A 23,280-nucleotide genomic window follows, 5' to 3' on the forward strand; every position below is an offset into this window, starting at 1 on the left:
TGGTGTCTCCTGGGTTGTTTGTCGTGGAATCAGGGTTGGCCGGCGGTGGACGGCGGCCGCCTCATCCAGCGGATGGGCTGCGCCTGCACCGGCCGCGGTGCGGCACCGTGGCGCACCAGCGCGGCGTCGAGCGCCTTGCCGCCCTCGTCGGCCAGGGCTGCTTCGCGCGCTGCGGCAATCGCCTCGGCGCGTGCCGGCGCGGCGAGCGTTGCACGGCCTGCGAGTTCGCCGATCACGTGCAGCAGGTTTTCCTTGCCGCGCTCGTTGGTGCTGCCATAGCCCTTGATGAGCCGTCCGCACAGCGCCAGCTCATGGCCCAGCACCCAGGCTTCGCGCGTGCCGGCTTCCACCGCCGCGAGCCAGCGCTCGATCAGCGCCTGTTCCTCGGCAAAGCGATGGCCGCGGCGGCGCAGCCACTTCAGCGAAGACAAGAGGCGCAGCGAGGCCATGCCGAGCACCGAGTGGCTGCCCACCTTCAACGGCAGTGCCCAGGGCGCGAGGCCGCGCGCCTGCCGGCCGCGGTCCCATGCGGTGACGCGGCGCGCCAGGCCCGGCGGCAGCAGCGCGGCGAACTCGGCCGCGCCGGGCTTGAAGTGGTCGTAGACCTTCACGATGTCTTCGTCGGCCGCGCGCACCTCCTGCCGCACGCGCTGTGCGCGGCTGGCGCGGCCCTTGAGCGCGGCCACGCGCACGATGTCGTCGAAGGCCATCCACAGCGCGAGCCAGCGCGCGGCTGCGCGGGTGATGGCAAAGCCCTGTGCGCCGGCCGGGTCGGCGGCGCGCTCGGCATCGAGCAGCCGGCCCAGCCGCTCGGCATAGAGCGCGGCGTAGGCAGCGTCCTGGTAGTCGAGCACGCGCGCATGGCCGAGCGCAAGCATGTCGTGCACGGCGGGCGGAAAGCGCCGCGCCAGTTCGTCCGGCAATGCGCGCGGCGGTGGCGGCGCGTCGCGCGTGTCGGCGGCCAGCACGCTGCTCACGAAGGCGGCCTGCGCGCGCGGCGTGCCCACGGCCTCGAAGCCCGCCGCGAAGCCGCGCAGGCTGGCTGCAGCCATCTTGCCGAGCTTCTCGGGCGCGCGCGCGTCGCCGCCGCGCACCACGTGTTCATAGGCCTCGCGCGGGAACGGAAACAGGCCGCTGCCCGCGATGGCGCCGAGCATCACCGCGCTGACCACCGTGCCGGTCTCGCGCGCCACGGCGTTCATGTCGAACACATGGTGTTCGCGGCTGAAGGCTTTCACAACGTCGAGCAGGCGCTGCGCATCGGCGCGGCCATCGCCGGGCTGCATGCGCTCGGCGGTGGTGAAGATGCGCGCCGACGAGCTGATGACCAGCGTGCGCAGCGGCGCGCTCATGCCGTTGCCGATCTGGCGCGCGGTCTCGAGCAGCTCCGACGACACGATGGCGTCGAGCGCGCCCGGCACCGGGCTCAGGCTGAACACCGGGCGCTGGCCGCCGAGTTGCGCGATCGGCACCGGGAACACCTCGATGTAGTAGGTGGTGGCGCCGGTGCGCTGCGCCACGCCGGGAATCGACGTGCTCTGCGCGGCGTAGCCGGCGTGGCGGGCGATGTCGACCAGCCACTCGGTGAGCACGCCGCCGCCTTCGCCGCCGAGGGCGCAGACGAGGAGGGTGATGGGGCGGTTCTGTTCCATGTTGTATTTCATGCAGGTTGCAGCGCGCGCACCACGGCGCCGCGCAACGCGTGCAGCAGGCGCTCGTGCCACTTCGGGTTCTGCACCACCTCCGCGCGGTAGAAGCTCGGGCACAGCGTGGCCGCATGCGCGTTCTCGCCGCACAGGCCGCAGCCCACGCAGCCGTCGATCACGGCGGCGACGGGGTCGACCTTGAGCGGGTCGGGGTTGTCCCTGAGCGTGAGCGTGGGGCAGCCCGACAGGCGGATGCAGGCGTGGTCGCCGTTGCACACGTCCTCGTCGACGCCGTACTTCACGCGCACCACGCGTTCGCCGCGCTGAAGCAGGCCGGCAATCCAGGGCTTGATGCGGCGCTGGCGCTCGAGCTGGCATTCGCCTTCGGCAATCACCACCTTCAGGCCGTTGAAGTCGCTGGTGAGCGCCTCGGTCAGCGTCTTGCGCATGCGCTCCACGTCGTAGGTGGTCACGGTGCGCATCCACTGCACGCCCAGGCCCTTGAGCGTGGCCTCGATGGTCTGGTTCTTGTCGACCAGGCTCTGCTGCTTGTCGACGGCGCGCTCCTTCATCTCGTCGTCGGGCGTGGAGATGATGTCCTGCGTGCCGGTGGCCGAGGTGTAGCCGTTCTTGAAGATCAGCAGTACCGCGTCGTCGCCGTTGAACAGCGCGCTCTGCACGCCCGTGAGCAGGCCGTTGTGCCAGAAGCCGCCGTCGCCCATGATCGACAAGGTGCGGCGGTTCATCATCGGCGCCACGCCCGCGCGGCTCGCTAGGCTCATGCCGTAGCCCAGGATCGAATGCCCCATCGAGAAGGGCTCGAAGGTGCCGAAGGCATGGCAGCCGATGTCGGCCGCGATGTGCACCGGCCCCGTCTCCTGCTGCGCGAGCTTCAGGGCCGAGAACACCGGGCGCTCGGGGCAGCCGATGCAGAAGCTCGGCGGCCGGTTGGGCAGCGGCGTCTCAAGCTGGCGCGCCACGGCCTCGCGGCGCGCGCGGTTGCCGGCCAGCCAGGCCTGCGCGGAAGACGAAGCCTCGCCGGCTTCGATGTACTTCGCCGCAAAGGCGCCCAGGCCGCCCGACAGCACCTCGACGCCGTATTCGCCGGCCGAAGGCAGCATGTCCTTGCCGTGCAGCGGCGTCTGGATGTCGCGCCGGCGCAGCAAGGTGGCGATGTCCTGCTCGATGTATTCGGGCTGGCCTTCCTCCACCACCAGCACCGCGCGCTTGCCCACGCAGAAGTCGGCCACCTGCTCGGGCACCAGCGGGTAGGTCACGTTGAGCACCAGGATCGGGATCTCGGTGCTGCCGAAGGCATCGGCCAGCCCCTGCTGCTGCAGGCTGCGGATCAGCGCGTTGTAGAGCCCGCCCTGCACCACGATGCCGAGGTCGGCATGGGCGCGGCCCGGAATCAGCTCGTTGAGCGCATGTTCGACGATGTAGCGCCGTGCGGCCGGAATGCGCTCGTCGCCCTTGAGCTTTTCATGGCGGAAGGTGACGGGCGGATGCGCGAGCCGCATGTAGTCGAAGCCCGCGGGCTCGCTCATCAGCGCGCGGGTCGACACGGCGGGCGCGATGTTGTCCTTGCACTCGAAGCTGCCGCGCACGTGGCAGGTGCGGATGCGCAGTTCCATCAGACAGGGCATGTTGGAGGCCTCCGAAAGGCGGAAGCCTTCTTCCACCATGCGCACCATCACGCCCAGCTCGGGCCGCGGGTCGAGCAGGCACATGCTCGACTTGAGCGCATAGGCATGCGTGCGCTCCTGGATCACGCTGGCGCCTTCGCCGTAGTCCTCGCCCACCACCACCAGCACGCCGCCGGTCACGCCAGGCGACGACAGGTTGGACAGCGCATCGGCCGCCACGTTGGTGCCGACTATCGATTTCCAGGTGACCGCGCCGCGCAGCGGGTAATGAATGGAGGCGCCGAGCATGGCCGCGGCCGAGGCCTCGTTGGAGCAGGCCTCCACGTGCACGCCCAATTCGTCCATGTAGGCCTTGCCCTGCACCATCACGTCGAGCAGGTGCGACACCGGTGCGCCCTGGTAGCCGCCGACGTAGGCCACGCCCGACTGCAGCAGGCCCTTGGTGATCGCGAGGATGCCCTCGCCGTGGAAGGTGTCGCCTGCGCCGAGGCGCAGCGTCTCCACTTCCTTGCTGAATGAAACTTCCATCGTGTCTCTTTTTTTCTGGGGGTCTCGCAGTGTGGTCGGCGCGCCGCCATACATCAATAAAATAAGCCAGCTATCCAACATGAACTCCATGCATATCGAAAAGCTCGACCTCAACCTGCTGCGGCTCTTCGATGCGGTCTTCCGCGCCCGCAGCGTGAGCCGTGCCGCCGAGGCCCTGGGCCTGACGCAGCCGGCGGCCAGCCATGGCCTCACGCGGCTGCGCCTGCTGCTGGGCGATGCGCTCTTCACGCGCACCCCCGGCGGCGTGGCGCCGACGCCGCGGGCGGAGCGGCTGGCGGTGCCGGTGCAGGCGGCGCTGGCCATGCTGCAACAGGCGCTGGCCGAGCCCGAGCGCTTCGACCCGGCCGCCTCACGCAAGCTGTTTCGCATCCACATGAGCGACATCGGCGAGGGGCGTTTCCTGCCGGCGCTGATGGTGCGGCTGCGCGAGCTGTCACCGGGCGTGCGCGTCGAGACCATGCCGCTGGCCACCGGCGACATCGCCACCGCGCTCGACAGCGGCCGGGTCGACTTCGCCTTCGGCTTTTTGCCCAAGGTGAAGGACACGCAGCGCGCCCAGCTCCTGAAAGACCGCTACATCGTGCTGCTGCGAAAGGGCCACCCGTTCGTGAAGCGGCGCCGCAGCGGGCAGGCGCTGCTCGAGGCCCTGCAGGAGCTCGACTACGTGGCAGTGCGCACGCACGCCGAGACGCTGCGCATCCTGCAGCTGCTGAACCTCGAAGACCGGCTGCGCCTGACGACCGAGCACTTCATGGTGCTGCCGGCCATCGTGCGCGCCACCGACCTGGCGGTGGTGATGCCGCGCAACATCGCGCGCGGCTTTGCCGAGGAGGGCGGCTACGCCATCGTCGAGCCGCCGTTCCCGCTGCGCGACTTCACGGTGTCGCTGCATTGGAGCAAGCGCTTCGAGGCCGATCCGGCAAACCGCTGGCTGCGCCAGGTGATCACGGCGCTGTTTTCCGAGCGGGCCGGATAAGCGAAGAAGGAAAGACGCAGGAGCGGCGCGTTTTTTTAGCGGGCGACTGCGAAAGATCATCTGGCAGTCAGGCTCGGCATGCCACCATCGAGGCACACATGAAGAAACGTATTCCGTCGTTCCTGCGCCACGTTGGGCCTGGCGTCGTCACCGGTGCGGCCGACGACGACCCCTCCGGCATCGCCACCTACACCCAGGCGGGCGCTCAGTTCGGCACCGGCCTGCTCTGGACGGTGTTCCTGTCGCTGCCGTTCATGGTGGCGATCCAGCTGGTGTCGGCGCGCATCGGCCGGGTCACGGGCAAAGGTGTGGCGGCCAACCTGCGCGAGCACATGCCGCGGGGTTTTCTGTTCGTGCTGGTGGCGCTGCTGGTGGTGGCCAACACCATCAACATCGCGGCCGACATCGCGGCCATGGGCGAGGCGCTGCAGCTGGTGGTGGGCGGCGGGGCGCATTTCCTCTCGATGATCTTCGGCGTGGTCACGGTGCTGCTGCAGGTGTTCGTGCCCTACCGCAAGCTGGCCCACATCCTCAAGTGGCTGACGCTCACGCTGTTTGCCTACGTGGCGGCGGTGTTCGCTGTGCAGGTGGAATGGGGCCGTGTGCTGCACGACCTCGTCGTGCCCCGGCTGCAGTGGAGCGGCAGCTACTGGATGATGATCGTGGCGCTGCTGGGCACCACCATCTCGCCGTACCTGTTCTTCTGGCAGGCCTCGCAGGAAGTCGAGGAGCTCCGGCTCAAGGGCGGGCGGCGCGGCACCGACCAGGAGGTGTGGCGCGACCTGCGGCGCGTGCGGCTCGACACCTGGCTGGGCATGACCTTCTCGAACCTGATCGCGTTCTTCGTGATGGTGGTGGGGGCGGCGGTGCTGTTCGCGGCGGGGGTGCACGACGTATCTTCGGCGGCGCAGGCGGCCGAGGCGCTGCGGCCGCTGGCGGGCGACTTTGCGTTCTGGCTCTTCGCGGGCGGCATCATCGCGACCGGTTTGCTGGCGGTGCCGGTGCTGGCCTCGTCGGCCGCCTATGCGGTGGCGGAGGCCTTCGGCTGGGAAGAAGGGCTGGAGCGGCACTGGCGCGAGGCCAAGGAGTTCTACGGCATCATCGCCGTGGCCACGCTGGTGGGCACCGCGCTCGACTTCACGCCGATCGATCCGATGAAGGCGCTCTACTGGAGTGCCGTGATCAACGGCGTGGTCGCGGTGCCGATCATGGCCGCGATGATGGTCCTGGTGACGCGCGAGAAGGTGATGGGCGTGTTCACCTCGGGGCGCCGCACGCGATGGCTCGGCTGGGGCGGCACGGCGCTGATGGGGTTCGCCGCCCTGATGATGGGGTGGGACTTGGTGCGCTGACGCGAGTCGCACGCGCGGCCCCGCCCATGGCCCGGGAATTGCTCTCGCTCTCCAGGGTTTCCCCCTAGGCCGCATACCCGCGTCCACATACGCAATATGGCTCCTGCGGTATGTGGGCGGGGGCACAAGCGGCTAACGTCCAGGCTTGGCCGGGAAAACCGGGCCGCCCACGAGGCCAAAGAGCATGAGCACAGAGAGCAGCAGCAACAACAACAGCACGCAACCCGTCCGCTTCTTCCACCGCGGCAGGATCGTCGACGTCAGCGGCGTCCATCCGACCCGCTCGGTGCTCGACTGGCTGCGCGAGGACGCACACTGCACGGGCACCAAGGAAGGCTGCAACGAAGGCGACTGCGGCGCCTGCACCGTGGTGATCGGCGAACTGGCCAGCGACGCCAACGCGCCGGGCACGGTCGGCGGACTGCAACTGCAGACGGTCAACGCCTGCATCCAGTTTTTGCCGACGCTGCACGGCAAGGCGCTGTTCACGGTCGAAGACCTGAAGGCGCAGTGCACGGCCGTCCAACCGCAGGACAAGAAGCACGCCGTCCACACGCTGCACCCCGTGCAGCAGGCGATGGTCGACTGCCATGGCTCGCAATGCGGCTTCTGCACGCCGGGTTTCGTGATGTCGCTGTGGTCTGCCTACGAGCACCACCAGGCCGAGGGCACGCAGCCCACGCGCCAGCAGCTGGCCGACGAACTGTCGGGTAACCTTTGCCGCTGCACCGGCTACCGGCCGATCCTCGATGCGGGCCAGCGCATGTTCGACCTGCCGGCCGTGCGGCTCGATACGAAGCCCGTGGTGGCGGCGCTCACTGCCTTGCAGAACGACGGCCTGGACTACGCGGCACCGCTCGGCGCCCGCGTCGACCACTTCCATGCCCCCAAAACCATCGCCCAGCTCGCCGCATTGCGCGAGCAGAAGCCGCGCGCCCAGCTGCTGGCCGGCTCGACCGACGTCGGCCTCTGGGTCAACAAGCAGTTCCGCGACCTCGGCGACATCATCTACGTGGGCGACGTGGCCGAAATGAAGGCCATCGAAACGCGTGCCGGCGAGCTCTACATCGGCGCCGGCGCCTCGCTCGAAGCCGCCTTCGAAGCCCTGGTGCAGCGCGTGCCGAGCCTCGCGGACGTGTGGCTGCGCTTTGCCTCGCCGCCGATCCGCCATGCCGGAACCATGGGCGGCAACGTGGCCAACGGCTCGCCCATCGGCGATTCGCCGCCGGTGCTGATGTCGCTCGATGCCGAGATCGAGCTGCGCCGCGGCGACGTGCTGCGCCGCATGCCGCTGCCCGATTTCTACATCGACTACATGAAGAACCAGCTGCAGCCGGGCGAGTTCGTGCAGGGGCTGGCGGTTCCGCTCGCGGCCATGCGCCGCCAGGTGCGCGCCTACAAGATCAGCAAGCGCTTCGACTGCGACATCTCGGCCCTGTGCGCAGGCTTTGCGATCGAGCTGGAGCAGGGCAGCGACACCGTGAAGGCCGTGCGCCTCGCCTTCGGCGGCATGGCCGCCATCGTCAAGCGCGCCGCGAACGCCGAGGCCGCGCTCGTCGGCAAGCCGTGGACGCAGGCCAGCGTCGCCGCCGCAAAGCTCGCGCTGGCGCAGGACTTCAAGCCGCTGTCGGACATGCGCGCCTCGGCCGACTACCGGCTGCAGGTGGCGCAGAACCTGATCCAGCGCCTCTGGCTCGAAACCCGGGCCGAAGACCCGCTGTCCCTCGAAGAAACCAGCGTGTGGAGCGTGATGCCTCATGCCACGGTCAAAGCCGCGGCCGAAGGAGCTTGACCATGAACAAACCCATCGACGCCCGCCTGCTGCAGCCCGCCGAGGCCTTTGCCGACTACCTGAAGAACACCGCCGCGCGCATCGACCCCGTGGCCGAAGCGATCGCGCATGATCTTGGCGCGCGTGTCGGCATCAGCCGGCCGCACGAGTCGGCGCACCTGCACGTGGCCGGCGAGGCGACCTACATCGACGACATTCCCGAGATCACCGGCACGCTGCACTGCGCGCTGGGCTTGTCGCCGGCCGCCAACGGCCGCGTCACGGCGCTGTCGCTCGACGCCATCCGTGCGATGCCCGGCGTGGTCGCGGTGCTCACGGCCGACGACATTCCGGGCACCAACGACTGCGGCTCGATCGTGCACGACGATCCGATCCTCCTGCCCGTGAGCGAGGGCGGCCAGATCCGCTATCTCGGCCAGCCCGTGTTCGCCGTGATCGCCGAGACGCGCGAGGCCGCGCGCCGCGCCGCTTCCAAGGCCAAGGATGCGATGACCATCGAGGCGCAGCCGCCCGTGCTCACGCCGCAGGAGGCGCATGCGCGCGGCCAGTACGTGGTGCCGCCGATGCACATCGTGCGCAGCGGCGGCAGCGCCAACGAAGGCGACGAGGCCGCCGTGCGCGCCGCCATCGCGCAGGCGCCGCACCGCCACAAGTCCACGCTCGACGTGGGCGGGCAGGAGCAGTTCTACCTCGAAGGCCAGATCAGCTACGCCATTCCGAAGGAAGGCGGCGCGCTGCACATCCACTGCTCGACGCAACACCCGAGCGAGATGCAGCACCTGGTGGCGCATGCGCTGCATTTGCAGTCGAACGAAGTGCACGTGGAATGCCGACGCATGGGCGGCGGCTTCGGCGGCAAGGAATCGCAGTCGGCGCTGTTCGCCTGCGTGGCGGCCATCGCGGCACGGCAGCTGCAGCGCCCGGTCAAGCTCCGGCTCGACCGCGACGACGACTTCATGGTCACCGGCCGCCGCCACTGCTTCTGGTACGAGTATGAAGTGGGCTACGACGGCGAGGGCCGCATCCTCGGCGCGGAGATCACCATGGTCTCGCGCGCCGGCCATTCGGCCGACCTCTCGGGCCCCGTCATGACCCGCGCGCTCTGCCACTTCGACAACGCCTACTGGCTGCCCAACGTGGCCATGCACGGCTTCTCCGGCAAGACCAACACGCAGAGCAACACCGCGTTCCGCGGCTTCGGCGGGCCGCAGGGCGCCATCGCCGTCGAGAACATCATGGACTCGGTGGCGCGCGCGCTGGGCCGCGATCCGCTCGACGTGCGACGCGTCAACTTCTACGGCAAGGACCAGAACAACGTCACGCCGTACCGCCAGACCGTGACCGACAACATCGTCCACGAACTGGTGGCCGACCTCGAAGCCAGCAGCGGCTACCGTGCGCGGCGCGAAGAGATCGCGGCCTTCAACCGGAAGAGCGTGGTGCTCAAGCGCGGCCTGGCGCTCGCGCCGCTCAAGTTCGGCATCTCGTTCAACGTCAAGCATTTCAACCAGGCCGGCGCGCTGGTGCATGTGTACACCGACGGCTCGATCCTGGTGAACCACGGCGGAACCGAAATGGGGCAGGGCCTCAACACCAAGGTGGCGCAGGTGGTGGCTCACGAGCTGGGCGTGAGCTTCGAGCGCGTGCGCGTCACCGCGACCGACACCACCAAGGTGGCCAACACCTCGGCCACCGCCGCATCGACCGGCGCCGACCTCAACGGCAAGGCCGCGCAGGATGCCGCACGCCAGATCCGCGAGCGCCTGGCCGAGAGTGCGGCCGAGCGCCATGGCGGCAAGGCGAGCGAGGTGCGCTTCGCCAATGACAAGGTCGAGGTCAACGGCCGCTCGCTGGCCTTCAGCACCGTGGTGGGCGAGGCCTACCTCGACCGCAAGCAGCTCTGGTCCGACGGCTTCTATGCCACGCCGGGCCTCAGCTGGGACAAGGACAGGATGCAGGGCCGCCCCTTCTACTACTACGCCTACGGTGCGGCGGTGAGCGAGGTGATCGTTGACACGCTCACCGGCGAATGGAAGCTCCTGCGCGCCGACATCCTGCACGACGCCGGCAAGTCGCTGAACCCGGCCGTGGACATCGGCCAGGTCGAAGGCGCCTTCATCCAGGGCATGGGCTGGCTCACGACCGAGGAGCTGGTGTGGCATCCGCAAAGCGGCAAGCTCACCACGCACGCGCCGAGCACCTACAAGATTCCCACGGCCAACGACTGCCCGCCCGTCTTCAACGTGCGCCTGTTCGAAGGCCAGAACTTCGAGGACTCGATCCACCGCAGCAAGGCCGTGGGCGAGCCGCCGCTGCTGCTGCCGTTCTCGGTGTTCTTCGCGATCCGCGACGCCGTGTCGGCGGCCGGCGGCCACCGGGTCGATCCACCGCTGAAGGCGCCGGCCACGAGCGAATCGATCCTTCGCGCCATCACCGCCGTCCAGTCCGCCTAGCCACTCGTAGACTTTGGCGCATGTCCAAAGTCCTCCCAATGCCCCACGCCCTTGTCCTCTTCGCGAAACACCGCGGAACCGGCTGTGCCGGGCCGCTGGTGCGGCCCGCTGCCCGAGGGGGACGCCATGCGTGACCAGGCGCTGTTCGACAAGATCGATCTTCATCTGATCAGGGTGCTTCACACCGTGCTGACCGACCGCAGCGTCTCGCGCGCCGCCATCCGCCTGGGCATGTACCAGCCGGCCGTCTCGGCCGCGCTGAAGCGCCTGCGCGAACTCTCGGGCGATCCGCTGCTGGTGCGCTCGGGTTCGGGCATGGTGCCGACCGATGCGGGGCTGCGCATGATCGAGCCCGCCGCGAGCATCCTGCGCGCGGCCGAGATGCTGTTCTCCGATGCGCGCGGCTTCGAGCCGCAGTCGGCGGCCACCACCTTCCGCATCGCCGCGAGCGACTACATGGACCCGCTGTTCCTGCCGATGCTGGTGGCGCACGTGAAGCGCGAGGCGCCGCTGTGCCAGATCGAGATCCATGCGCTCACGCCCGATTCGGACTACCACGGCCATCTGGCGCTGGGCCAGGTCGACCTGGTGATCGGCAACTGGCTGAAGCCCCCCGAAGACCTGCACATGGCGCGGCTCTTCGGCGACGAGGTGGTGTCGCTGGTCAACCAGGACCACCCGGCGGTGCGCCGCGGCTGGGACCTGGAGACCTGGCTCGCGGCCGAGCACATCGCGCCCACGCCCATGCACCCGGGCGGGCGCGGCATCATCGACCAGATGCTCGACGAGCTGAGCCGGCAGCGCAACATCACGGCGCGCTGCGCGCACTTCAGCCTGATCCCGGACATGGTCGCCTCGAGCCTGCTGGTGCTCACCACCGGGCGCCAGTACTGCGAGCGCTTCGCCACGCGCCTGCCGGTGAAGATCCTCGAATGCCCGGTGGCGCTGCCGCGCCTCATGTACTACCAGCTCTGGCACGAGCGCACCCATTCGTCGAGTTCCGCGCGCTGGCTGCGCGAATGCATCAAGGACGTGGCGGCCTCGCTGCGGCCCGCCTTCACCACGCCGGCCTCGCGGGCCGTCGCGGCCGAGGCCCCCGACCCGCCTTGACGAGTCCTTCGGCCGCGCCGGCGTCGCGGCCGAGGCATGTTTGAACGAACCGCCACATACAACAGCTGGAGACAAGCGACATGAACAGGTTTGAAGAGGTGCCCAAGGTCACCGATCCCCACGCCTCGGGGACAGCCGCGCGCCGCGCGCCGCAGGGCGCGAACTGGCTTGAACGCATGTTCAAGCTGACCGAGCACAACACCACCGTGCGCACCGAGGTCATCGCAGGGCTCACCACCTTCCTGACGATGGCCTACATCATCTTCGTGAACCCGTCGATCCTCGGTGACGCGGGCATGCCCAAGGGCGCGGTCTTCGTGGCCACCTGCCTGATCGCGGCACTGGGCACGCTGATCATGGGCCTGTATGCCAACTACCCGATCTCCATGGCGCCGGGCATGGGGCTGAACGCCTACTTCGCCTACGTGGTGGTGCTGGGCATGGGCTATACGTGGCAGGTGGCGCTGGGCGCGGTGTTCATCTCGGGGACGCTGTTCCTGATCGTCACGGTCACGGGGCTGCGGGAGCTTTTCATCCAGGGCATACCGCAGTCGCTGCGAACGGCGATCACCGTGGGCATCGGCATGTTCCTCGCGCTCATCGCGCTCAAGAGCGCGGGCGTGGTCGCGGCCTCGCCGGCCACCTTCGTCACGCTGGGCGACCTGCATTCGGCGCCGGTGGTGCTGGCGACGCTGGGCTTCCTGGTGATCGTGACGCTCGACCGGCTCAAGGTGCGCGGCGCCATCCTGATCGGCATCATGCTGGTGACGGTGCTGTCGTTCTTCTTCGGCGGCAATAAGTTCCATGGCGTGTTCGATGCGCCGCCTTCGATCGCGCCCACCTTCATGCAGCTCGACATCCTGGGCGCGCTCAAGGGCGGCATCCTGAACGTGGTGCTGGTGTTCTTCCTGGTCGAGATGTTCGACGCCACCGGCACGCTGATGGGCGTGGCCAAGCGCGCGGGCCTGCTGGTGCCCGGCAAGATGGAGCGCATGAACAAGGCGCTGCTGGCCGACAGCGGCGCGATCTTCGCGGGCTCGCTGCTCGGCACCTCGAGCACCACGGCGTACGTGGAAAGCGCGGCCGGCGTGCAGGCGGGCGGGCGCACCGGCCTCACGGCCGTGGTGGTGGCGGGGCTGTTCCTGGCCTGCCTGATGATCTCGCCGCTCGCGGGCTCGGTGCCGGCCTATGCCACCGCGCCGGCACTGCTCTTCGTGGGCTGCCTGATGCTGCGCGACCTGGTCGAGCTCGACTGGGAAGACACCACCGAGGTGATCCCTGCGGCCGTGACCGCGCTGGCCATGCCCTTTACCTACTCGATCGCCAATGGCCTGGCCTTCGGCTTCATCACCTACGCGGTGCTCAAGCTCTGCACCGGCCGGGCACGGGAAGTGCATGCGATGGTCTGGGTGATCGCGGCGATTTTCCTGTTCAAGTTCGCCTACATCGGCGGACACTGAGGGGGAGCGCCGTCGGGCGCCGATGGACGGGGGACGCTATTAAACTCATAGCTGCCCCCGCTTGTTGCTGTTGAACGAGACAAACCCACGAAACCCGGCATGACAACCCCCAGACTCCAGCTCGCGAACATCACCAAGCGCTACCCCGCGGTGGTGGCGAACAGCGACATCTCGCTGGCCGTGGCACCCGGCGAGATCCATGCCGTGCTTGGCGAGAACGGCGCCGGCAAATCGACGCTGATGAAGATCATCTACGGCTCGGTCAAGCCCGACGAAGGCACGGTCACCTTCGACGGCCAGCCCGTCACCCTGCGCAACCCGCAGCAGGCGAGGGCGCTGGGCATCAGCATGGTGTTCCAGCACTTCAGCCTGTTCGACACGCTCACCGTGGCCGAGAACGTGTGGCTGGGCCTGGACAAGTCGCTGCAGCTGGCGGAGGTGGCGCGCAGCATCACGGCCAAGGCCAGCGAATACGGCCTGGACATCGATCCCTCGCGGCCGGTGCACACGCTGTCGGTGGGCGAGATGCAGCGTGTGGAAATCATCCGCGCGCTGCTCACCAACCCCAAGCTGCTGATCCTCGACGAGCCGACCTCGGTGCTCACGCCGCAGGCGGTCATCAAGCTCTTCGGTGTGCTCAACAAGCTGGCGTCGGAAGGTTGCAGCATCCTCTACATCAGCCACAAGCTGCACGAGATCCGCGAGCTGTGTACGGCCTGCACGGTGCTGCGCGGCGGCAAGGTCACGGGCGTGTGCAATCCGCAGAACGAAAGCAACGAATCGCTTTCGCGGCTGATGATCGGCAGCGAGCCGCCGCCCCTGCAGCACCGGCCGGTGCATGCGGGCGCGGTGGCGCTGCGCGTGAACGGGCTCGCGCTGGCGCGCGAGGACCAGTTCGGCGTCGATCTCGACGGCATCTCGTTCGAGGTGCGCGCCGGCGAGGTGGTCGGCATTGCGGGCGTGTCCGGCAACGGGCAGAAGGAACTGCTCTACACGCTCTCGGGCGAAGACGTGCGCGCCGAGCCCGCCATGGTTCAGGTGTTCGGCAAGCCGGCCGGCCGGCTGCGGCCGCGCGCGCGGCGCGCCATGGGCCTGCACTTCGTGCCCGAGGAGCGGCTGGGCCGCGGTGCGGTGCCCACGCTCGGACTTGCGCACAACCTGCTGCTCACGCGCGGCAATGCGGTGGGCCGGGGCGGCTGGATCCGCACCGGGGCGCTCGAAAGGCATGCCCGGGCCATCATCGAGCGCTTCAACGTCAAGGCCGGCGGCCCGAATGCTGCGGCGCGCTCGCTCTCGGGCGGCAACCTGCAGAAGTACATCGTCGGCCGCGAGATCGACGCCAACCCCAAGCTCTTCATCGTGTCGCAGCCGACCTGGGGCGTGGACGTGGGCGCGGCCGCGCTCATCCGTGGCGAGATCCTCGCGCTGCGCGATGCCGGCTGCGCGGTGCTGGTGGTCAGCGAGGAGCTCGACGAACTGTTCGACATCAGTGACCGCCTGCACGTGATTGCCAAGGGCCGGCTCTCGCCCTCGATCGACCGCGCGGCCGCCACGCTGCCGCAGATCGGCGAATGGATGAGCGGCCTTTGGGAGAAGAAGAACAACAACAAGGAGGCGACCCATGCTTAAGCTCGAACCCCGCCCGGAGCTGTCGCGCTTCTGGACCTTTGCCTCGCCGATCCTGGCGCTGCTGATCACCGTGCTGATCGGCGTGGCGCTGTTCGCGGCGCTCGGCAAGGACCCGGTCAAGGGCCTGCTGGTGTTCTTCTACGAACCGATCAAGAGCGGCTACGCGATCGGCGAGCTCACCATCAAGGCCACGCCGCTGCTCATCATCGCGCTCGGCTTGGCGGTGTGCTTCCGCTCCAACGTCTGGAACATCGGCGCCGAGGGCCAGTTCGTGTTCGGCGCCATTGCCGCGGGCGGCGTCGCGCTGATGGCCGACAAGACCACGGGTTCGTGGATCGTGGTGGCCATCCTCGTTGCGGGCACGGTCGGCGGCATGCTGTGGGCCGGCATCGTGGCCTTCCTGCGCGACCGGTTCAACGCCAATGAAATCCTCGTGAGCCTGATGCTGGTGTACGTGGCGACGCTGCTGCTCGGCTACATGGTGTTCGGCCCCTGGAAGGATCCGCAGGGCTACAACTTTCCGCAATCGAAGACCTTCGAGGCCGTGACGCAGATCCCGCGGCTCTTCAAGGGTTCGCGCGTGAGCATCGGACTGATCATCGCGCTGCTGGGCGTGGGCGCGCTCTGGGTGTTCCTGTTCCGCACGCGGGCCGGTTTCGCTCAGCAGGTCGGCGGGCTCGCGCCGGCGGCCGCGCGCTATGCAGGCTTCTCGGCACGGCGCGCAATCTGGATCGCGCTGCTGACCTCGGGCGGCGCGGCGGGCCTGGCGGGCGCGCTCGAGGTGGCGGGCCCGCTCGGCCAGCTCACGCCCTACGTGCCGGCGGGCTATGGCTTCGCGGCCATCATCGTGGCCTTCGTCGGCCGTCTGCATCCGTTGGGCATGGTGTTCTCGGCCATCCTCATGAGCATGTTCTACATCGGCGGCGAGTTGGCGCAGTCGCGTCTCGGCCTGCCCAAGTCGCTGACGGGCGTGTTCCAGGGTTTGCTGCTCTTCACGCTGCTGGCCTGCGACACGCTCATTGCCTACCGCATCCGCCGCAAGGCCGCTGCGAAGGCGGTGGCCTCCAGCATGACGACGAGTTCGCTGCAAGCCAGCACGCCGTTGACGGCGCCGGCTGCCCATTCGACCGAAGGAGCGCTCTAGGATGAACGCCTGCTTCTTGCTTCAACGCGTTGTGCGTGCTTGTTCGGGGCGCGATCCCGCCGACGGGGTGCCTTGCTCCGCGAATGTCCCCCGGCCTTCGGCCTCCTCCTTGATTTCGCTGCGCAAGGCACCCCATCGACGTGATCGTTGGTCGGAGCGGTCGTTGATCGGCCAGCACAAGCGCTGCGCCCATCGTGCACAGGACATCGGGTGCTCCCCGCAGCGAAATCAAGGAGGAGCCGAAGGCGGGGGACATTCGCGGAGGGGAGTACCCGGTGGCCTGTGCACGCGCCCTGGACAAGAGCGCCAAGAACGCATCCGCTCGAACAACAGCAACCCGCGCCGGAGCAACTGAAAAATGGACAGCTACGCACTCCTGCTGGGCTCCACCCTGAGCGCCGGCACCGTGCTCGCGATTGCGGCATTGGGCCTCCTCATCAACGAAAAGGCCGGCATCGTCAACCTGGGTGCCGAGGGCATGATGCTCTGCGCCGCCATCGCCGGCTTTGCGACGGTCGTCATCACGCACAACCCCTGGCTCGGCTTCCTGGCCGGCATGGCGGCCGGCGCACTGCTTGCGGCCTTCTTCGGCGTGCTGGTGATCTGGCTCAACACCAACCAGTACGCCACGGGGCTCGCGCTCAGCCTGTTCGGCGTCGGCTTCTCCGCGTTCGTGGGCATCAACTTCGTGCAGGCCAAGCTGCCCGAGAGCGTGTCGTACGCGGTGCCGGTGCTTGGCGACATTCCGCTCGTCGGACCCGCGCTGTTCCGCCACCACCCCATGGTGTACTTCGCCGTGGTGCTGACCTTCGGCCTCATCTGGTTTCTCTACCGCACCCGCGCCGGGCTCGTGCTGCGTTCGGTGGGTGAATCGCCCGAGTCGGCGCATGCACTCGGCTATCCGGTGCGGCGCATCCGCTTCATGGCGGTGATCGCGGGCGGCGCGCTGTGCGGGCTGGCGGGAGCGTACCTGTCGACCGTCTATACGCCGCTGTGGGTCGAAGGCATGGTCGCGGGCCGCGGCTGGATCGCCCTGGCGCTCACCACCTTCGCCACCTGGCGGCCGATGCGCGTGCTGCTGGGTGCCTACCTGTTCGGCGGCGTCTCGATGCTGGGCTTCCACCTGCAGAGCAGCGGCGTCGACGTGCCGCCGCAGTTCCTCAGCATGCTGCAGTACATCGCACCCATCGTGGTGCTGGCGCTGATCTCGCGCAACCCGGCCTTCATCCGCATCAACATGCCGGCTTCCATCGGAAAACCGTTCTACCCCGGCTCATAATCTCGCTTCTCGATTTCCGCCAACCTGTCCTTTTTGAGGATTTCCGACAATGAATGATCTGAACAAGCGCTCCCTGCTCAAGCTGGCCGCCCTCACGGCGGTCGCTTCGGCGGCCCTGATCGGCTGCGGCAAGAAAGAGGAAGCGGCTGCACCGGCTGCAACCCCCGCACCGGCGCCGGCGCCCGCTGCCGCCGCGCCGGCACCGGCGGCGCCGCTCAACATCGCATTCGCATACATCGGGCCGGTGGGCGACGGCGGCTGGACCTTCGCGCACGACAACGGCCGCAAGGCGCTCGAGAAGGAATTCGGCGACAAGATCAAGACCACCTTCGTCGAGAGCGTGCCCGAGGGCGCCGACGCCGAGCGCGTGTTCCGCGACATGGTCGGGCAAGGCAACAAGCTGATCTTCGGCACCACCTTCGGCTACATGGAGCCGATGCTCAAGGTGGCCACCGACAGCAAGGACGTGAAGTTCGAGCATGCCACCGGCTACAAGACCGCCGAGAACATGCGCACCTACGACAGCCGCACCTACGAAGGCGCCTACATGGCCGGCGTCATTGCCGGTGCCATGACCAAGAGCAACACGCTCGGCGTGGTCGGCTCGGTGCCGATTCCCGAGGTGCTGCGCAACATCAACAGCTTCACGCTGGGCGCACAGTCGGTCAACCCGAAGATCACCACCAAGGTGGTGTGGGTGAACGAATGGTTCAGCCCGCCCAAGGAAACCGAAGCCGCCACCGCCCTCATCAACGGCGGCGCCGACGTGCTGTTCCAGAACACCGACTCGCCGGCCGTGCTCAAGACCGCGCAGGAAAAGGGCAAGCGCGCCTTCGGCTGGGATTCGGACATGACCGCCTACGGCCCCAAGGCGCACCTGGCCTCGGCCACCATCAACTGGGCGCCGTACTACATCAAGGCCACGCAGGACGCGCTCGACGGCAAGTGGGCCACGGGCCAGAGCTGGTGGGGCGTGAAGGAAGGCGCCATCGACATCGTCTCGATCGCCGAGGACGTGCCGGCCGAAACCAAGGCCAAGGTCGAGGAAGTGAAGAAGGGCCTGAAGGACGGCAGCTTCGTGATCTGGAAGGGCCCGATCCTGGGCCAGGACGGCAAGGAAGTGGTTGCCAAGGATGCCGTGGCCGACGACAAGTTCCTCTCGGGCGTGAACTTCTACGTCAAGGGCGTGGAAGGCAAGGTGCCGGGCGGGGACAAGAAGTAAAGCGCGCAGCGCTTTGCATGAAAGGGTCGCCTGCGGGCGGCCCTTTTCATTTGTGGGCTGTGCCGCGCGGCTTCCCTTCGGTCACCATCCGCGCGCTGTCGACAAAGCCCTGGATCAACCGCAGGCGCGGCGATGCGCGCTGCCACAGGACGCCGAAGCGCCGCGGCTGCGAAGGCAGCGGCAGCGCGATCTTCGCCACGCGCTGGCCGTCGAGCAGCGGCGAGGCGATGTCGGGCACCAGCGAGACGCCCAGGCCGCGGTCGACCATCATGGCAATGGCCAGCAGCGAGCTGAGTTCGAAGCGCTCCTGCGGCACGATGCCCGCGACGCGCAGGTAGCGGTCGGCCTGCTTGCCGCCGCCCAGGTTGCGGTCGTAGCGGATGAGCGGCGAGGTCCGCAGCAGCTCGTGCGGATCGCGCCGCGCGAGGCGGCTGGGCGCCAGCAGCACCAGCGGCTCCTCGCGCAGCAGCGACCAGTCGAAGGTCTTGGCAAGCACATAGGGCGGGTAGAGGCACACGGCTGCGTCGAGCTCGCCCTGCTGCACCGCCTTGTAGAGCGTGGCCGTGGTGCCCGACTGCAGGAACACCTTGACGCCGGGATGCGTCTTCACGAAGCGCGCGAGGATGTCCGGCAGCAGGCTGTGGATGGCCGTGTTGATGGTGCCGACCAGCAGCTCGCCGCCAGCCGCGTCGCTGCCGAGCAGCGCCTTGATGTCGTTCACCTCGCGCAGCAGGTTGCGGGCCCGCTGCACCAGCTGGTGCCCGGCCTCGGTGGGCTGCACCGTGCGGCCGGCGCGCGCCAGCAGCGGGGCGCCCAGTTCGCGCTCCAGCGTGCGGATCTGCTGCGCCACGGCCGCGGGCGTCAGGTCGAGGCGGCGCGCGGCCTCCGACATGGAGCCCGATTCCACCACCAGAAGAAAGCTTTGCAGATAGGCTGTTTCCATGAAAGATAGATTTTCTATCATCTGATCATAGGGAGCCTGTGTTTTTCCGATCTCGTGAACCGCACACACTGCGGCGCATGAGAAGCAAACTCTTCGTTCCCGGCACGCGCCCCGAGCTGTTCGCCAAGGCGCTGGGCAGCGCGGCCGACAGCGTCTGTTTCGACCTGGAAGACGCGGTCGCCGAGCCGCGCAAGGGCGAGGCGCGCGACGCCGTGCGGCAGCTGCTGCAGGACGGCGGCACGGCCGCATCGGGCAAGACCGTGATCGTTCGCGTCAACGCGATGGACACGCCGCATTTCGCGGAGGACGTTGCGGCCGTGGCACGGCCCGGCGTGCACCTGATCAACATCCCGAAGCCCGAAAGCCCGGCGCATGTGCGCAGCGCGGTCGAGGCGATCGAACGCGCCGAGCGCGCCAACGGCGTGGCCGCGCCCATCGGCCTGCTGCTGAACATCGAGGCGCCCGCGGCCTTGCGCACCGCGGCGCAGCTTGCGCTCGCGCATCCGCGCGTGGCGGGCCTGCAGTTGGGCCTGGGCGACCTGTTCGAGCCGCTGGGCATTGCACGGCGCGAGCCGGCCGCGATCCAGCAGGCGATGTTCGCGGTGCGGATCGCCGCGGGCGAGGCGGGCGTTTATGCCTACGACGGCGCGTTCGCGGACATCCGGGACGCCGACGGATTCCGTACCGAGGCGATGCTGGCGCGCAACCTCGGCTTCCTCGGAAAGACCTGCATCCACCCGAGCCAGATCGCCATCGCCAACGAGGTGTTCCGTCCCACCGACGAGGAAATCGCGCACGCATGCAAGGTGGTCGAGGCCGCCCGCGCGGCCGACGACAGCGGCACGGGCGCCTATGTGGTGGACGGAAAGATGATCGACATTCCCTTCGTGATCCGCGCGCGCGCCATCGTCGCGAGCGCGCGCAGCCTCGGCCTGCTGCCGGGCTGAGCCTTTCGCTTTCAATAAAACCAGGAGACAAGACAGATGCACATCCACTCGCCCCTTCGCCTGCGCGCGCTCGCCATGGCCGCCTTCGCCGGCGGCTTGCTGTTGAGCGGCGGCGCGTTCGCGCAGACCGCCGCCTACCCGAGCAAGCCCGTCACCATCGTGGTGCCCTATCCGGCGGGCGGCTCGAACGACACCTTCGCGCGCCAGGTGGCCAAGGAACTGGGCGACGAGCTCAAGCAGCCGGTGATCATCGACAACCGGCCCGGCGCGAGCGGCAACACCGGCACCGGCCAGGTCGCCAAGGCCGCGCCCGACGGCTACACGCTGGTGGCCGTGTCCTCCAGCATGACGACCAATGCGGCCGTGCAGTCCAAGCTGCCGTTCGATCCGATCAACGGGCTGGCACCGGTGGCCATGTTCGCCAAGGGGCCCTTCATCGTCGCGGTGAACAACGAGTTTCCCGCGAAGACGCCCACCGAGCTGATCGCCGCCATCAAGGCCAAGCCGGGGCAGTACAACTATGCGTCGTCGGGCTCGGGCAGCGTTAACCAGTTCGGCACCGAGCTGCTCAAGGCCAAGGTCGGCGACATGCAGATCACGCACATCCCGTACAAGGGCATGGGCCCGGCCGTGACCGACCTGGTCGGCAACCAGACGCAGCTCTTGATCTCCAGCGGCCCCTCGCTGCTGCCGATGGTGCGCGCGGGCAAGCTGCGCGCCGTGGGCATCACGAGCCTGAAGCCGAGCCCGATCGCACCCGAGCTCATCCCGATGTCCACCGCCGTGCCGGGCTACGAGTTCGAACTGTGGTGGGGCCTGCTGGCACCGGCCGGCACGCCACCCGACGTGGTCGCCAGGCTCAACACCGCCGTCAACAAGATCCTGGCCAAGCCGGAGATCGCGGCCAACTTCCTGCGCGAAGGCGCCATCGCCACGCCGCTCACGCCCAAGCAGTTCGGCGCCGTCATCGCCGAGGACGTCGAGCGCTGGAAGAAATTGGCCAAGCAGCAGAACATCACCGCCGACTGAGGAAGAAAGAACCGATCCATGAGCTTCGACGCCCCCCAAGACGACGCACGCCTGCCGGCACGCAGCGGCCCCGCCGGCCCGCTCAGCGGCCTGCGCGTGCTCGACCTCAGTGCCTACATCGCGGGTCCGTACGGCTGCTCGCTGCTGGCGGACCAGGGCGCCGAAGTCATCAAGATCGAGCCACCCACGGGCGACAACCTGCGCAAGTACCCGTCGACGCTCGAAGCCGAGAGCCGCGCCTTCATCGGCGTGAACCGCAGCAAGCTCGGCGTGGTGCTCGACCTGAAGACGGCCGACGGCCTTGCCGCGCTGATGGCGCTGGTGCGCACGGCCGACGTGCTGGTGCACAACTTCCGGCCCAGCGTGCCGCCGCGGCTGGGCATTGCCTACGAGCAGCTGAAGGCCGTCAATCCGCGCCTGATCTATTGCAGCCTCACGGGCTATGGCGAGACCGGGCCGCTGCGCGAGAAGGCGGGCTACGACCAGGTGCTGCAGACCATGACCGGCATGTGCGCGCTGCAGGGCAAGCGCGGCGAGCCGCCCGAGATCATCTATGGCTCGGTGGTCGACTACTACGCGGCCGCGCTGGTGGCCGCCGGCGTGGCCTCGGCGCTGTACGAGCGCGAGAAGAGCGGCGAGGGCCAGTTCGTCGGCGTGTCGCTGCTGCGCTCCGCGCTCACGATGCAGTCGGCGCGCATGGTGTGGGCCGAGGGCGAACCCAAGGACGTGGGGCGCGACATGCGCTCGGGCGGCATCACCGGCATCCATCCGACGCGCGAGGGCCACCTCTACATCTCGGCCAACACGCCGCATTTCTGGCGTGCGCTGTGCGACAAGGTGGGCCTGCCCGAACTCGCAGCCGACGAGCGCTACGACTCGGTGCGCAAGCGCGCGCAGCATTTCGCCGAGATCGTGCCGCGGCTGCGCGAGGCGCTGGCCGCGCGCAGCGCGCTCGAATGGGAAGAACTGTTCGGCGAGGAAGTGCCCTGCGCCGCAGCCCGCACGGTCGAGGACATGTTCGACAACGAGCAGGTGCTGGCCGAAGACATGGTGGCGACCTTCCCGCATCCCACGCTCGGCACCTACCGCGGCTTCACCCGGCCGGTGCAGTTCGGCCGCACGCCCGGCCCCGAGCCCTTTGCGGCGCCCACGCTGGGGCAGCACACGGGGGCGGTGCTGGCGGCGCAGAAGGCTGCCGACGCGGCCGGCTGAGCACCGCGCATGCAGGCCGAATATCCCCACAGCAGCGGCAGCCGCAAGCCCGCCAGCACTGCACCGGAGGGCGCGTGCGATGCGCACATGCATGTCTACGACCGCCGCTTCGCGCTCCACGGATCGCCCGATGCCATGGTCGACCAGGCCACGGCCGCCGACTACCGCGTGGTGCAGCAACGCATCGGCACGCGGCGCACGGTCGTCGTGCAGCCGCGCGTGCACGGCACCGACAACAGCGTGACGCTCGATGCCATTCGCACGCTCGGCGCGGCGCATACCAGAGGCGTGGCCGTGGTCCGGCCCGACGTGAGCGATGCCGAGCTCGAGCGCCTGCATGCGGGCGGCATTCGCGGCATCCGCTTCACGCTCTATACGGCCGCCAACGCGGCGACCGGCTTCGAGATGGTCGAGCCGCTCGCGCAGCGCGTGCATGCGCTGGGCTGGCATGTGCAGCTGCACTGGAATGCGGACCAGATTGCCGAACATGCAGCCCTGCTGGCACGGCTGCCCTGCATGATTGTGTTCGACCACCTCGCACGGCTGCCATTGCCCGATGCGAAGGCGCATCCCGCCTTCGGCATCGTCAGCCGGCTGCGCGACGGCGGCCGCACCTGGATCAAGCTCTCGGGCGCCTACCTCGACTCGAAGGCGGGCGCCGCAGGCGGCTATGCCGACACGACAGCCATCGCGCAGGCCTGGGTCCGGCAGGCCCCGGAGCGCGTGGTGTGGGGCAGCGACTGGCCGCACCCGACCGAGCCCGCGGCCGCCAAGCCCGACGACGCGCTTCTGTTCGACCTGCTGGGCCAATGGGTTCCCGACGGGGCCCGGCGCCGCCGCGTGCTCGTCGACAACCCCGCGCTGCTTTATGACTTTTCCTGAAACGACAAA

17 protein-coding genes are annotated in these 23,280 nt (G+C 68.6%); 14 read left to right on the forward strand and 3 right to left on the reverse strand.

Annotation, left to right across the window (positions count from 1 at the left end):
- Nucleotides 1–29: 29 nt before the first annotated feature.
- Together IB278_RS03395 and IB278_RS03400 are read right to left on the reverse strand one after the other, a co-directional pair.
- Nucleotides 30–1,652, reverse strand: coding sequence for an indolepyruvate oxidoreductase subunit beta family protein (locus tag IB278_RS03395; RefSeq protein ID WP_192322649.1), 1,623 nt, complete (start codon nucleotides 1,650–1,652; stop codon nucleotides 30–32).
- Nucleotides 1,653–1,660: 8 nt separating this feature from the next.
- Nucleotides 1,661–3,820, reverse strand: coding sequence for an indolepyruvate ferredoxin oxidoreductase subunit alpha (locus IB278_RS03400; protein ID WP_192322598.1), 2,160 nt, complete (start codon nucleotides 3,818–3,820; stop codon nucleotides 1,661–1,663).
- 79 nt (nucleotides 3,821–3,899) lie between these two features.
- Here IB278_RS03400 and IB278_RS03405 point away from each other — a divergent pair, with 79 nt between their 5' ends.
- From IB278_RS03405 to IB278_RS03450, 10 genes are all read left to right on the forward strand, one after another.
- Entirely contained in the window at nucleotides 3,900–4,817 is a 918-nt protein-coding gene (locus IB278_RS03405; protein WP_192322599.1) for a LysR family transcriptional regulator, read from the forward strand.
- 98 nt (nucleotides 4,818–4,915) lie between these two features.
- On the forward strand, nucleotides 4,916–6,169 hold the full coding sequence (locus IB278_RS03410) for an Nramp family divalent metal transporter (RefSeq protein ID WP_192322600.1): 1,254 nt from the start codon (nucleotides 4,916–4,918) through the stop codon (nucleotides 6,167–6,169).
- 184 nt (nucleotides 6,170–6,353) lie between these two features.
- A complete protein-coding gene (gene xdhA / locus IB278_RS03415) occupies nucleotides 6,354–7,961 on the forward strand; it encodes a xanthine dehydrogenase small subunit (RefSeq protein ID WP_192322601.1) in 1,608 nt (535 codons plus the stop codon).
- Nucleotides 7,962–7,963: 2 nt separating this feature from the next.
- A complete protein-coding gene (gene xdhB, locus IB278_RS03420) occupies nucleotides 7,964–10,414 on the forward strand; it encodes a xanthine dehydrogenase molybdopterin binding subunit (protein WP_192322602.1) in 2,451 nt (816 codons plus the stop codon).
- Between the two features lie 126 nt (nucleotides 10,415–10,540).
- Nucleotides 10,541–11,524: a LysR family transcriptional regulator gene (locus IB278_RS03425; RefSeq protein WP_192322603.1), complete on the forward strand. Its 984-nt coding sequence runs from the start codon at nucleotides 10,541–10,543 to the stop codon at nucleotides 11,522–11,524.
- Nucleotides 11,525–11,700: 176 nt separating this feature from the next.
- Nucleotides 11,701–12,984 (forward strand): NCS2 family permease, encoded by a 1,284-nt coding sequence (locus IB278_RS03430; RefSeq protein ID WP_192322650.1) that lies wholly within the window; start codon nucleotides 11,701–11,703, stop codon nucleotides 12,982–12,984.
- Between the two features lie 99 nt (nucleotides 12,985–13,083).
- Entirely contained in the window at nucleotides 13,084–14,613 is a 1,530-nt protein-coding gene (locus tag IB278_RS03435) for an ABC transporter ATP-binding protein (protein ID WP_192322604.1), read from the forward strand.
- On the forward strand, nucleotides 14,606–15,757 hold the full coding sequence (locus IB278_RS03440) for an ABC transporter permease (protein ID WP_145745322.1): 1,152 nt from the start codon (nucleotides 14,606–14,608) through the stop codon (nucleotides 15,755–15,757). Before IB278_RS03435 ends, IB278_RS03440 begins: the two co-directional genes overlap by 8 nt.
- A 358-nt stretch (nucleotides 15,758–16,115) precedes the next feature.
- A complete protein-coding gene (locus tag IB278_RS03445; RefSeq protein ID WP_192322605.1) occupies nucleotides 16,116–17,036 on the forward strand; it encodes an ABC transporter permease in 921 nt (306 codons plus the stop codon).
- A 49-nt stretch (nucleotides 17,037–17,085) separates the two neighbouring features.
- The gene (locus tag IB278_RS03450) at nucleotides 17,086–18,258 is read left to right on the forward strand and encodes a BMP family ABC transporter substrate-binding protein (RefSeq protein WP_145745318.1); all 1,173 of its coding nucleotides are present in this window, start codon (nucleotides 17,086–17,088) and stop codon (nucleotides 18,256–18,258) included.
- Between the two features lie 46 nt (nucleotides 18,259–18,304).
- Here the strand turns inward: IB278_RS03450 and IB278_RS03455 are convergent, their stop codons facing one another.
- Nucleotides 18,305–19,201, reverse strand: coding sequence for a LysR substrate-binding domain-containing protein (locus IB278_RS03455; protein WP_186454211.1), 897 nt, complete (start codon nucleotides 19,199–19,201; stop codon nucleotides 18,305–18,307).
- Between the two features lie 77 nt (nucleotides 19,202–19,278).
- Between IB278_RS03455 and IB278_RS03460 the strand changes: the two genes are divergently transcribed.
- From IB278_RS03460 to IB278_RS03475, 4 genes are read left to right on the forward strand one after another with little or no spacing between them, the layout of a single operon-like run.
- Nucleotides 19,279–20,148 carry an HpcH/HpaI aldolase/citrate lyase family protein gene (locus IB278_RS03460; protein ID WP_145745315.1) on the forward strand — a complete coding sequence of 290 codons (870 nt, stop codon included), beginning with the start codon at nucleotides 19,279–19,281 and terminating at the stop codon, nucleotides 20,146–20,148.
- Between the two features lie 36 nt (nucleotides 20,149–20,184).
- Nucleotides 20,185–21,177, forward strand: coding sequence for a tripartite tricarboxylate transporter substrate binding protein (locus IB278_RS03465; protein WP_192322606.1), 993 nt, complete (start codon nucleotides 20,185–20,187; stop codon nucleotides 21,175–21,177).
- A gap of 18 nt (nucleotides 21,178–21,195) precedes the next feature.
- Nucleotides 21,196–22,389 carry a CaiB/BaiF CoA transferase family protein gene (locus IB278_RS03470; RefSeq protein WP_192322607.1) on the forward strand — a complete coding sequence of 398 codons (1,194 nt, stop codon included), beginning with the start codon at nucleotides 21,196–21,198 and terminating at the stop codon, nucleotides 22,387–22,389.
- A 9-nt stretch (nucleotides 22,390–22,398) separates the two neighbouring features.
- Complete coding sequence (locus IB278_RS03475; protein WP_192322608.1) at nucleotides 22,399–23,271, forward strand: amidohydrolase family protein; 873 nt, start codon at nucleotides 22,399–22,401, stop codon at nucleotides 23,269–23,271.
- The last annotated feature ends 9 nt before the right edge of the window (nucleotides 23,272–23,280 follow it).

Source organism: Variovorax sp. VRV01, from assembly GCF_014852545.1.
Lineage (GTDB): Bacteria > Pseudomonadota > Gammaproteobacteria > Burkholderiales > Burkholderiaceae_C > Variovorax > Variovorax beijingensis_A.